At 33.1% G+C, this 12526-nt stretch carries 10 protein-coding genes; 6 read left to right on the top strand and 4 right to left on the bottom strand.

Going from position 1 to position 12526, the window contains the following annotated elements; all coding sequences use genetic code 11:
* Positions 1 to 195: 195 nt before the first annotated feature.
* Both M0051_RS18020 and M0051_RS18025 read right to left on the bottom strand, forming a co-directional pair.
* Positions 196 to 2187 (bottom strand): hypothetical protein, encoded by a 1992-nt coding sequence (locus M0051_RS18020; RefSeq protein ID WP_306742952.1) that lies wholly within the window; start codon positions 2185 to 2187, stop codon positions 196 to 198.
* A 45-nt stretch (positions 2188 to 2232) separates the two neighbouring features.
* The gene (locus tag M0051_RS18025) at positions 2233 to 5007 is read right to left on the bottom strand and encodes a TonB-dependent receptor (RefSeq protein ID WP_306742953.1); all 2775 of its coding nucleotides are present in this window, start codon (positions 5005 to 5007) and stop codon (positions 2233 to 2235) included.
* A 545-nt stretch (positions 5008 to 5552) separates the two neighbouring features.
* On the opposite strand from M0051_RS18025, the gene M0051_RS18030 reads away from it, so the two are divergent.
* A complete protein-coding gene (locus M0051_RS18030) occupies positions 5553 to 6650 on the top strand; it encodes a cell wall metabolism sensor histidine kinase WalK (protein WP_306742954.1) in 1098 nt (365 codons plus the stop codon).
* A 24-nt stretch (positions 6651 to 6674) separates the two neighbouring features.
* On the top strand, positions 6675 to 7382 hold the full coding sequence (locus tag M0051_RS18035) for a response regulator transcription factor (RefSeq protein WP_306742955.1): 708 nt from the start codon (positions 6675 to 6677) through the stop codon (positions 7380 to 7382).
* A gap of 101 nt (positions 7383 to 7483) precedes the next feature.
* Here the strand turns inward: M0051_RS18035 and M0051_RS18040 are convergent, their stop codons facing one another.
* Positions 7484 to 8194, bottom strand: coding sequence for a ComF family protein (locus M0051_RS18040; protein WP_306742956.1), 711 nt, complete (start codon positions 8192 to 8194; stop codon positions 7484 to 7486).
* A 226-nt stretch (positions 8195 to 8420) separates the two neighbouring features.
* Between M0051_RS18040 and M0051_RS18045 the strand changes: the two genes are divergently transcribed.
* The 4 genes from M0051_RS18045 (at position 8421) to M0051_RS18060 (ending at position 11769) form a co-directional block, all read left to right on the top strand.
* Complete coding sequence (locus tag M0051_RS18045; RefSeq protein WP_306742957.1) at positions 8421 to 8792, top strand: carboxypeptidase-like regulatory domain-containing protein; 372 nt, start codon at positions 8421 to 8423, stop codon at positions 8790 to 8792.
* Positions 8793 to 8802: 10 nt separating this feature from the next.
* The gene (locus tag M0051_RS18050) at positions 8803 to 9270 is read left to right on the top strand and encodes a toxin-antitoxin system YwqK family antitoxin (protein WP_306742958.1); all 468 of its coding nucleotides are present in this window, start codon (positions 8803 to 8805) and stop codon (positions 9268 to 9270) included.
* Between the two features lie 164 nt (positions 9271 to 9434).
* Positions 9435 to 10259 carry a hypothetical protein gene (locus tag M0051_RS18055; protein WP_306742959.1) on the top strand — a complete coding sequence of 275 codons (825 nt, stop codon included), beginning with the start codon at positions 9435 to 9437 and terminating at the stop codon, positions 10257 to 10259.
* Between the two features lie 100 nt (positions 10260 to 10359).
* The gene (locus M0051_RS18060; protein WP_306742961.1) at positions 10360 to 11769 is read left to right on the top strand and encodes a family 16 glycosylhydrolase; all 1410 of its coding nucleotides are present in this window, start codon (positions 10360 to 10362) and stop codon (positions 11767 to 11769) included.
* A 33-nt stretch (positions 11770 to 11802) separates the two neighbouring features.
* On the opposite strand, the gene M0051_RS18065 is transcribed toward M0051_RS18060, so the two are convergent.
* Positions 11803 to 12396, bottom strand: coding sequence for a hypothetical protein (locus tag M0051_RS18065; protein ID WP_306742962.1), 594 nt, complete (start codon positions 12394 to 12396; stop codon positions 11803 to 11805).
* Positions 12397 to 12526: the final 130 nt, after the last annotated feature.

The following is a 12526-nucleotide window of genomic DNA, read 5'->3' on the forward strand; positions in this document are numbered from 1 at the left end:
TGATCTTAAATCAGTTTTTAACTATATTTGAAGAAAGGGTCAGACTAAACATCTAACCCTCTAAATTTCATTTACACACTTTGTGGGACAGTGTCGTAAAATGGGAAAATTATACCATAATTGATGGTTAAAATACATCGCATAAAAAAGCAGACCCATTTGAGCCTGCTTTCTTTATATTATTGTGAATCCAAATTACAATTCAGCTTCGATCCATGACCAAGTTGAGATATCAACTTTAGAAGCATCTTTACCTGAATTCAATTCATACTTCTTAGTTTCTCCATCTAATAAAGTAGCATCTGCATCAGCTCCGTTAATCTGAACGTTAGCTAAAGCTCCACTATCTTTCATATCCAAATCAACAGCATAACCTTCCAGGTATAATCCTGTAATTGTTGCACCAGAGGTACTTTTGAATTGAAGCGCAGTACCACCAACAGTTGAAATTGCAGTTACATTTTCGAATTGTGGGTTGTTGTTTACTTTATCACCTTCGAATGCAGTAGAAAATCCTTCAATAGTATGAGAAATGTAAGTGTTAGTTACTTTTCCGCTCCATCCTTCAGTCCAGTCTACTGAGTCATCTTCGTTGTTTTCCAGGTACAGATTGCTTACTGAAACAGTTCCACCAAAGAACTCGATACCATCATCAGAACCGTTGATTACAGCTACATTTTCGATAGTAGTTGCAGAACCTACAGCGTATAATGAAACACCGTTGTACTGAGATTCTGAGTTAATTTGAGCACCTGTTCCTTTGATAACAAGGTGAGAAATAGAACCTGAATTATCATCATCAGTAGTACCACCATAAACAAAACCACCAACTTCAGCAACAGAGTTTGCACCAGCAGTTGTAGTAGCTTTACCGCAAATGGTTAATCCACCCCAGTCACCTGGCTGACCTAGGTCAGAAGAAATTACAACTGGATTGTTAGCAGTTCCCTGGATATCAATAGTACCACCCATTAAAACAGCAATGTATACTTCAGTACCACCTGCATCAGCGTGAATTTTGGTACCAGCAGGAATAGTTAATGAAGCACCGTCTTGTACAATATATGCACCAGTTAAACGGTATGATTTTGTAGCATCAAGTGTTACATCAGAATCAACATTACCCGATAGTTCTTCAACAACAGCAACGTCAGCATCAACCCATGTCCAAGCACTTGGATCAACGGTAGCAGGAGCGTTATAACTATTAGCAGGATCAGCATTAACACCTTCAATTTGTACATTTGCTAAATCACCACCATCTTTCATATCGATACTTTTTGCGTAACCGCTTAATGATAATCCAGTAATAGTAGCTCCAGAAGTACTCTTGAATTGAAGTGCTGTACCACCAACAGTAGAAACAGCAGTTAAGTTGATTAACTTAGGATTGTTGTTTACTTTATCACCTTCAACAACAGTTGAGAAACCTGCGATAGTATGCTCTACATATGCATTTGTTACGGTTCCGTTCCATCCTTCAGTCCAATCAATTGCATCATCTTCGTTGTTTTGTAAGAATAAGTTCTCAACAGAAACAGTTCCACCAAAGAACTCAACACCATCATCAGAACCATTGATTACTGCAACATTTTTAACTACAGTGCTTGATCCTACAGCGTAGAAAGAAACACCATTATATTGTGACTCAGAGTTAATTTGAGCACCTGTACCTTTAATTACAAGGTTTTTGATATTACCTGAATTATCATCATCATTAGTACCACCGTAAATAAAACCACCTACTTCGGCAACAGAATTTGGACCAGCAGTAGTAGTAGCTTTACCACAGATGGTTAATCCACCCCAATCACCTGGCTGAGCAGCAGAAGATGTCATAACAACAGGAGTTGATTCAGTACCTTGAATATCAATCATACCGCCCATTAAAACTGCAATATAAACATCAGTACCACCATTATCAGCGATAATTTCGGTACCAGCAGGAATTGTTAAAGTCATTCCATCAGGTACAATAAAAGAACCTGAAAGATCGTATTGAACAGATGCATCAAGAGTGTAATTCTCTGTTAACTGTCCATTCATAATACCATTTTGAAGATTTTCGATTACTTCTTCAACCACAGGTACTGGATCTGGTTCTGGATCATCATCATCAGAACAGCTTGTAAAGAAAGGCATTACTAAAATTGCCAAACCGAAAATTTTAATAGTTAATTTTTTCATTTTTGTTTTAATTTTTGAAATATAAAAAGTTATTTAGTTTACTTACTATAAGTTGATTTTAACACCTAAACTAAGGCTGATGCCTTTTTTATAGGATTTTACAACCTCATTGGTAGAAGGATCTCCTGAAGTAGGATCTACTTTTTGAGTTTGCTCGATATCAGGATTTAGTAAGTTTTTACCTGATAGTTTCAAAGAGATACGATCTGATAATTTTTTGCTAATTACCATATCAAGAGTTACAAATCCTTTCTCAATAATTTCATTGTTATAAAGTGTTGCAGAGTTTGCGAAACTTTCAGGAGCTCCAAGCGCATATATTTTATCCGATGAATAATTTCCTGATAAAGCTGCTTTGAATTCTTTTTCTTTTCGATTAGAGAAACTCAAAGTTCCATTCACGATAAAATCTGATGCTCCTTGCAAGTCGGTTTCAGTTTTATTGTTGTATTGAAATTCTTCAAGTAGATCCTGGTTGAACCACATTTTTGTTGCATTCAGAATTAAATTTAATTCCGGCATTTCTGTGGTTTCAGCTTTTATTAAAGCCATTCTGGTTTCAAACTCAAGGCCATATACATCAGCTTTATCTCCGGTATTTGCGAAATAGAAATAGCCTGATGAACCTCTGGTTAATGCGAGGTTGATTGGATCATTAATCATTTTGTAGAAAGCAGAAACAGAAACAAGTTGTTTTGCAGTTGGGAACATTTCCCATTTTAAATCAAAATTGTAGTCATCAGAATTCATCAGGTTTGGATTACCTTTTGTAATTCGACCAGTAGGAGAGACATACTCAAATGGAGAAAGCTCTTTAAATTCTGGAAGTGTTATGGTTTTACTAAAAGCAAAACGAAGTGCACTCTTATCTGTTAATTGATATTTTAAATTAAGAGCAGGTAATATATTGTTGTAGTCATTTGAAATGCTCCCAATTCTTGTAGTTTGTGTTTCTAAATTAACGTAATTGGCAACGTCCCAATCTGCTTCAATCTTGTCCAGTTCATAACGAAATCCAATATTACCTGATAACTTATTAATTTGAAATGTTGCATTTAAATATCCAGCGTAAACATCCAATGTAGCATTGAATAGGTCGGGCTTTCCAACTCTAAGTCTTAAATCAGTATTCAAGTTTCCATAAAGAGAAGTGTTTAGAAGAACATCATCTAATTCATTCACGTTTGGTACTTGAAATTGGGCTCCTTTTGCTCTAACACCAACGAACAAAGAGGTAAAATCTCTCTCTTTCATTCTAAAATCTCCACCAAAAGTAAATTTCAGTTTTCTATCATCGGTATCAATAAGTTTTAATTCATCTTTTAAATAGCCGTTAATTTCAGTGTCTTTTATATACTGCTCTGATTTTCTTTGCTGATAATCACCAACGTGAGCAAACTGCACAGTATTGGCATCAAGAATATTTACTTCGTTGCGAATACGATTAGGTTCTTCTGCTTTTATTGTGTTATAACCAACAGCCCAGTTTATTTTGTTATTTTCTCCAATTTTATGAGATCCCAACAATTGGTTGATGAATAGAATTGTTTCTTTAAGATTTTGATCTCTTACAAAAGCACCTTCTTGTTGTGGATCCTGATCACGAACGAAACCTTCGCCGTTTCCACCTTGTTCATAAAGTTCATCCTTTGTTTTATGAACATACAGAGTATTGAAATTAATACTGTGACTAGGATTTAGATCTAAAGTAAGGTTTAATAAACCAGTAGTATTTATTTTGGTTTCGTATTTCTCAGTGAAATTAAAAGAGTTATTTATATTATTCATACGAAAATTCTGGTATTCACCCTCCTGATGAGAAGATTCATTTTCGTGAGAAATAGTAGCAAATACAGAAAAGTCTTTTTCGAAAAGCTTGAATTTTTTACCAGCTAAAATTGAAAAGTCATACCCAATTGGAAATTCTCTTTTATCAGTGCTCCAACTCTGACTTGTTATTGCTTCTTCAGTATCATAAGGCTTATTGTAAAAGCCTAATGTCATGTCCTGATAATTTTGAGTAGTTCTGAAATTATCAAAAATTCCGCTTTTTAAAACATTAGTATTGGCTTTTGTTGATAATCCAATACTAATTTTATCGCTAAAAGTTTTCGATACAATATCTACATTTCCAGAAGACTGATCAGCATAGTTTTCCGCTGAATAGGTTTTATTTATACTAACATTTTTAATTATGTCTGTGCCAAATAGATTAAGGTCGATGTTTTTCTTTTCAACATCATCCGATGGAATTGGCAATCCATTCATGGTTGTTGAAAGGTATCTGTCACCCAACCCTCTTACATATACATCTCCGGATCCTTCGTTTTTGGTTACTCCTGAAATTTTCGAGGCAGCTGCAGCTGCATCCGATACGCCTTGAGTGGCCAATTCTTGTGCACCAATTGATTGTTTAATACCTACAGATTTTTTCTGATCGATAAGAAGCACAACTTCTGATTCTCTGTTTGCTTTGGCAACTACTTTAACATCTTCAAGAGCAACTGTTGATTCTCCCATTTCAAAATCAACAACCGCTGAATTGCCTTCAGCAACATTTACATTTTCTTTTGAAGAGGTTTCGTAAGAAATAAAGGAACATTTTATGGTTACAGTTCCTATAGGAACATTAGTAATGGTATAATTACCATCAAAATCGGTTACAGTTCCTAATGTAGTTCCATCTACATAAACCGAAGCTCCAATTAATGCTTCACCGGTTTTTCCATCCTTCACATTTCCTGTAATGCTTCCCTTCTGCGCATATAAACCAAATGAAGAAAGAGTTAGTAATAAAACTAATAATACTTGTTTTGTCATTTTTTTCCTTAATAAGTCAATACGATTTTTACTTTCAAATCACATTGCGATGTTAGGAATGATATATGATCAGAATAATAAGGTGGCTTTAAATAAAAATTATAAAAATCGACTGCGATGTTAATTTCAAGTTAATGTCCTTGGGGTATGTTAAAGATATGTAAAAGCTGGGTTAAAACTCACGAGCTAAGTATAATTCCATTTTATTGTAACAGTCAGTACAATAGTTAGTAACAGACAATAATTACAATAACATGAAGGAAAAATTACACAATTATTACAACCTGCAATTCTTAAAAAAAACAGAAAAGAAGTTGATTTTTTACATGCAATTTTTAGCAAGTAAAATCTTTAAAAAAGTATTCTGTTTTTTACTTAAATAATATTCCTAAATATTTAAAGCAATATTATTGAGGAAATGTTAAGATTTAATTAAGATTCAAGCTTCTGAAATACAATAAGATTAACGAAAAGTTAACTTCTATTTCAGAAAATATCCTACTTTTATTTAAATATTTGCAACGCATTATAAAGTGTGAAGTGCAATGTTATTGACAGAACAAAAAAACTGGAAACATTTATTTTCAGGTAAGATAAATAGAGAAATGAAAATTATTTCATCAACAAAAGTTAGTGTTTTTGTTAGTTTACTGGCTGGAGGTATAGTAATGGTATTCTGTGCCATATGTTTGTTATTTCCAATTCAGCCAAGCTATATCATATTATTCGGACTACTTTCTACATGGATTATTTATAACTTGAGTAAAGTTTTAGTAAACCGGTTTTTATACTCCAAAGTTAGGATGCTTTATAAAACCATTCATGATACTCAGGTAATTGATAAAGAACTTGGTGATAAAGTTAAAAGTACCGATATTTTAGCTGAGGCAGAAAAAGAGGTTAGAGAATGGAGTGAGCAAAGAGGTTCTTTGGTAGCACAGCTAAAAAAACAAGAAAAATTTAGGAAGGAATTTATTGGGAATGTATCACATGAACTTAAAACTCCTATTTTTAATATACAAGGATACATATTAACACTCCTTGATGGTGGTTTGGAAGATAAATCTATAAACCGAAACTATCTCGAAAGAACCGAAAAGAGCATAAATAGAATGATTACCATCGTTAAGGATTTGGAGGTCATTTCTAAATTGGAATCGGGAGAGCTAAAGTTAATGTATGAAAGATTCAATATTACCGATTTAATAAATGAGGTTTTAGAAATGCAAGAAATGAGAGCCCATAAGAATGGAATAAAGCTCAACTTTATTCAACGTGTTGATGCTCCCAAATTTGTATATGCCGATAAAAAGGAAATCTTTCAAGTTTTAAATAATTTAATAGTAAATTCGATAAAATACGGTAAAGATAAAGGGACCACCACTATTGAAGTGATGAGTATGGACAATAAAGCACTCATTGAAGTAAGAGATAATGGTATCGGAATTGAATCGGATAACTTACCGCGTATTTTCGAGCGATTTTTTAGAGTGGATAAAAGTAGAGCACGAAATATGGGCGGTTCGGGCTTAGGCCTTGCAATTGTTAAGCATATTATTGATGCTCACAATCAAAGTATAAATGTAAGCAGTACTTATGGCGAAGGTACGAGTTTTACTTTTTCACTTGATAAATCAAAATAATAAGAACTAAACAACCAATACCAAATGGAAAGTAGTAATTACAAAATTTTATTGGTAGACGATGAGTCGGATATACTGGAATTCTTAAGTTACAATCTTAAAAAGGAAGGTTTCCAGGTGTCAACTGCCAGTGATGGTAAAGAGGCAATTGAAAAAGCTAAAAAATTTCATCCACATTTAATTATTTTAGATGTAATGATGCCGGAAATGGATGGAATCGAAACATGCGAAAAAATCAGAGCCTTGCCTGAATTTTCAGATGTACTGATTTCTTTCCTAACAGCAAGAGGAGAAGATTATTCTCAAATTGCAGGATTCGAAGCTGGAGCTGATGACTATATTAGTAAGCCAATAAAGCCAAAAGTATTTATTAGTCGCGTTAAAGCATTATTAAAAAGATCGGGGAGAGTTTCCGAAGAAGGAGGCAATGCGAATAATGGATTAATTACCATAGGTAATATTTCAATTGACCGTGAGAGGTATTTAATTATCCAGGATGGAAAAGAATTCTCATTGCCACGAAAAGAATTTGAATTGTTGATTTTGTTGGTATCGCGTCCACAAAAAGTTTTCACTCGCGATGAGATTTATTCTTCAATTTGGGGAGAAAAAATTATTGTTGGAGATAGAACAATTGATGTTCATATCAGAAAACTTCGTGAGAAAATTGGTGATGATTACATCCAAACGGTAAAAGGTGTCGGTTATAAATTTGTTGATGCAGCAAATTAATCCATTCAAGATATTAGTAGATTAAGGATTAATGCCGATATACATTTAAAAGTCATTTAGAAACAAAGTGCATTAAATGGTTATTTTAAATGATAATTGTATTAAGCATATGCCAAGGTAGCAATACTTACTTTGCTACCTTTTGCTTCTAAAATTGCATGTGCGCAGGCCTCCAATGTAGAACCAGTTGTTACTACATCATCAATCAATAAAATATGTTTGTTCTCAAACAGGTTGGTTTCATGTAGCTTGAATATATTATCAACATTTTCCCAACGCTCCAATTTGGATTTTTTGGTTTGCGATTGGGTATGAACTGAGCGATAAAGGTTTGTACCATTTACTTCTAGTTTCATAATTTCACGCATTCCATTGGCAATTACTTCTGCCTGATTGTATCCACGAATTTTCTTTTTTTTGGGATGCAATGGAACTGGAACAATAAGATCAATATCATCAAAGAACTTTGAATGTCTTAACTGGTGGGCAAGTTGCTTTCCAAGTTCAATACCGATATCAGTTCGGTGATGATACTTCAGTTTGTGAATTAATTTTTGAAATTTACTTCCTTTTGCAAAAGTAAAATAGGAAGATGCATATTCTATTTTTACTCTCCCCCAAAATAGAATCGAAACAGGATTGTTTTTTTGTAAATGAAAATCAGTTTTTGGAATTTGATACATACAGCGACTACAAATGGCAACTTCGTTTTTAAATAAAACATTGCCACACGACTGACAAATGTTGGGATAAAACAGATTGATAAAATCATCCCATAATCCAGATATCCTGCTGTTTAACTGAGAAATCATCCTTTTGTAATATTATCTCAATAAAAAGTTAACCAACACTTAAGGTTTTGATAAGCTTCTTCTAATCAAAGCTAAAATAAGTCACCTTATTTTTGTAGTGTTAATCAATATGAATAAAAAATCAAATTTGATTTCAATTAAAGATAAACAAATTAAGTTCATTATTGAGAAAGAAATTTAAATAAAGATTAGAGGATTTATTACTAAAACAAAAAATTTAGAAACAATGAAAAAACTTGTTTTCCTTTTTATCGCATTAGTTGTTGTTGGACTACAAAGTCAGGCAATCAACGTAGTTACACCGAATGGTGACAAAGAAATAGAAGCAACAGAATTGGCAACAATTGAAACAACTAGTCTATCAGGTGTAGTTTTGGATAACGAAACTGGTGAAGCATTGGTTGGAGTAGCTATCCGTTTCGAAGGATCAAAAGAAACAGTGTATACTGATTTTGATGGTAACTTTAAAATAGACAATGTAATTCCTGGCAAGTACAATGTTTTATCTAGTTACATTTCGTACACTGATAATAAAATGAAAGAAGTAAATGTAAGCGGGAAGAACAATGTTATCCGCCTTGTACTAAAAAAGGACTAATTAAGAGTAAATGATAAAAAGACTTGGAGTAATTTTAGGCGTACTATTTTGCCTGATTGCGAATCACTCTTTTTCTCAAGCTATTGAAGAAGTAGAGGGATTATATTACACTACAAAAGGAGATTTATACACCGGAACATATACAGAATTTTATGAGAGTGGTGTTAAAAGAATCGAAATGAATATTGAAGAAGGAAAGAGAAATGGTAAAATTACTCTCTACTTCGAAAATGAAAAAGTTCAGGAAGTTAGATCCTACGTAAAAGGTTTGATGGATGGAACCTGGATTACTTGGAATGATAAATCAGTTAAAATTGCCGAAGCAAATTACAAGAAGAATAAAAAGCACGGCAAGTGGTACATTTGGGACGACAATGGTGTAAAGCGCTATGAAATGGAGTATTACGAAGGAAAAAAAGTCGGAACATGGTCCATTTGGGATGCTGAAGGAAATTTAATTAAAGAACGGAAGTTTTAGTAAATTCAGATAATAGAAGTTCTCTTGAAAGTCGCTTAATTTTATTAGGCGGCTTTCTTTTTTATACAATCTTTTTTAAATGCATTTGATGCCATGTATATTTCTTAATAATTTTGAATAAGAATCGTTAATATTGCAGAAGCTTTAAGAAATTACAGTAAAAAATGAAGTCACTTTCTGAATTAGGAAAAATTGTTGTTGAGCAAATTAAAGAATTTGTTCCATTTGTGATATCTGAATTCAGAGGTTTTTTAAAAAGGAACAAATATGGTGTGATGGGAACATTAGCCTTTCATATGATACTTTTGATACTTTTATTTTCTTTTAAACTGCACACTAAGAGAGAGTTTCTAGAGGCTGAAATTTTCATAGATATTCCACAAGAAATAGTCGAACAGATCCTCGAAGAGAAGGAGGAAGAGATCAAAAAAGAGATCGAAGAAAAAAATTCTGAAATAAACGAAAGTGTAGACAAACTTCTGCGATCAATTGCCGTAAACCAAGACGTTAAAAAATCAAATTCCGATCCAAAACAAAAGGTGGAGGATATGATTGATGAGATTAAGAAGAATTTGGATGAGTATGGATCCGATGACAATTCCGAAGGCAATGATGGCTTAAACGAATATAAAAAGGATAGTTTAAGCATTGCTGAAGCCAGAGAAAAACAAAGAGTTTTGGATTCACTACAAAGTATAGAATATAGTGGTCCAAGTAGTGTTTATTATAGTCTCGAGGGACGTCATAAGATCTATTTACCCATTCCGGTTTTTAAATGTGAGGGTGAAGGTAAAATTGTTGTAAAAATCGGTGTTAGCCGTAGTGGAAGAGTAGTTGAATCTAAAATCGTAAAAGATCAATGCAGTGTTCAGGACGATTGTTTGTTTGAGGCTGCTTTGGATGCAACCAATCGATCAAGATTCAATGTAAGTACTACAAGTCCGCAAACTCAGATTGGAACAATTACCTACAACTTTGTAAAACAGTAAGAAACAACCGACATTCTTCTATTCACACTAATTCGGATTATGATTATTTACCGATATTATTTAAATTGGCATTCGTTTTTATCCTAAAGAATTAAAAAATATGGGCTTTTTTTTAGCATCAAAACTTCGTAAGGCATCAAATACTGTTGCTATCGAGAAAAAAAGAGATGAGCTTAGAAGTGATTTTGAAGAATTTGAACAATTTTCCAAATCGGATGAATTAAAGCAATTTAATGAACTTGAATTGTTGGTACTATCTGATGAATTCAAGAGAAATAAAAAAATGATAGAAGGCAAATCCTTTAAAAGGAGTGAGCTGTATCAGGAAGAGAGAGCTTTTAAAAAGTATCAGAAATCAAAAAAGTTTAAAACCTATTTTAGATTAAAAGACTCTTCAGAATTATCTACTTTTAATTTGGTTGCAGAATCAAAAGATTTGGCGCGCTTTAAAGAATTGGAAGCGCTTATGAAATCATCCAAACTAAATAAAAAGGAAAATGCTGAAGAAATTTCGGAATACAAAAGACTAAAAAGCTCTGCTAGATTAAAAGAGTATTTTAAGTTTAAAAAGTCCAAAGCATTAAAAATCTACAATGAGGTAGATAAATCATCCGATTTACAGAAATACTATCAACTTGAGGAAAGAATCAGCTCAGAAGAATTTAAAGAAGAGAAAGCATTTCTTTTGGACAAAAAACGATTCGAAAAAACAGAGGAGTTTAAGAAGCTTCAAGAGTATAATAGCTTGAAATCTTCAGAGAAATTTGTAAAGTATTTCAAGTTAAAAAACAAAAATCCATTTGAAGAGATTAAGAAATGGGAATTAACTTTCTCAGATGAATTTGATGCTGGAAATTTAGACTCCAATAAATGGATTACCCGTTATTATTGGGGAGACAAATTAATGGATAAAGGATATTCATTAGACTCGGACTTGCATACTTTTACAGATGGTGAAAATGTTAAAATTTCAGGATCATCAGCTTGTTTGTTGGCAAAAAAAGAAGCAAAAGAAGGATTGGTATGGAATCCAAATTTAGGATTTGTACCTAAAAAATTCGATTATACTTCAGCCATTATTAATACAGGTAATTCATTCCGCCAAAAGTTCGGAAGATTCGAAGCTAAAATTAAAGTGAAAAATCCTGCCCAGGTTCAGAATTCATTCTGGATGGTTGCAGACAAAAGCTTACCGCATATCGATATTTTTAAAACCTTTAATGGAGGAAAAATAATGAATGCTAATTTTTGGGGAAGTGAAAATTCTCCTCAAAAGAGTGAGTTCAAAGTAAAAGGAATTGATTTGAGTAAAGGATATTTTATATATTCACTTGATTGGAGTGCAAACGAATTGGTGTGGAAAATAAATGATGTGCCTGTAAAAACTCAAACAACAGGTGTTCCTCAAGATCCAATGTATCTGAATTTTAGTCTTGCAGTAAAAGAAGCAAGAAATGATTTGAATGCAGAAATGGAGATCGACTGGATACGATGCTATCAAAGAAAATAAATACAATAAAAAAAGTGCCTTTCGGCACTTTTTTTAGTTTAAGGATGTCCCTACGCTGAACACACTAAAGTAATTGTCGATGGAATCAGCCAGTTGGTCTTTTAAATCATCCAACTCTTGTTTTTCCATTTCATCTTCGTCCCAGTAGGTAAGAATGATGTTTAGATAATCCTTTATCTGTTCCGGAGAGGTTTCCAATCCCAAATCTTTTCGGAGCAAAACATTAAACTCGGCAAACCATAACAAAGCAATCTTGTGTTCGTGCACTGTTCCTTCAACAAAAGAACTTAGAGATTTAAATTCTAAAAACTTCCGAATGGTTAGTTCCGAAGCTAAATAGTACAGGCGCGTTCCAAGCTCCAAAAATTCTTTTTGAAGCCTTTTGAAGTTACTCTTGCTCTTTTTTTCGCACAAAATTTTCATAAAAAAAGCATTGATTCGAAGAAATTCTTCTCTCTTCTCATCAGAAGCAGGAAGTGAGTTTGTGGTTGATTCTTTCACTTCTGATTCAGCTTCTTCTTCTGTTGAATTTGTGGCAGCATTTCTCTTTTCCTGAATTAAAAAGGAAATAATGAAAGCAAGGGCAGCTAAGATTAAAATTTGTAGTATTACCGAGATGATTTCCATGTTTAAAGGTTTAGTGAATATGATTAATTTGGTTGATTGGAAATAACAAACTCATTTTTAAAAATTTACGAATTATTATGTTTTTGCCCAAAATCAGTTTGGTTCATTTTATTTATCATCGATTTTCGTG

Origin of the sequence: Marinifilum sp. D714, assembly GCF_030851345.1 — a bacterium.
Lineage (GTDB): Bacteria > Bacteroidota > Bacteroidia > Bacteroidales > Marinifilaceae > Marinifilum.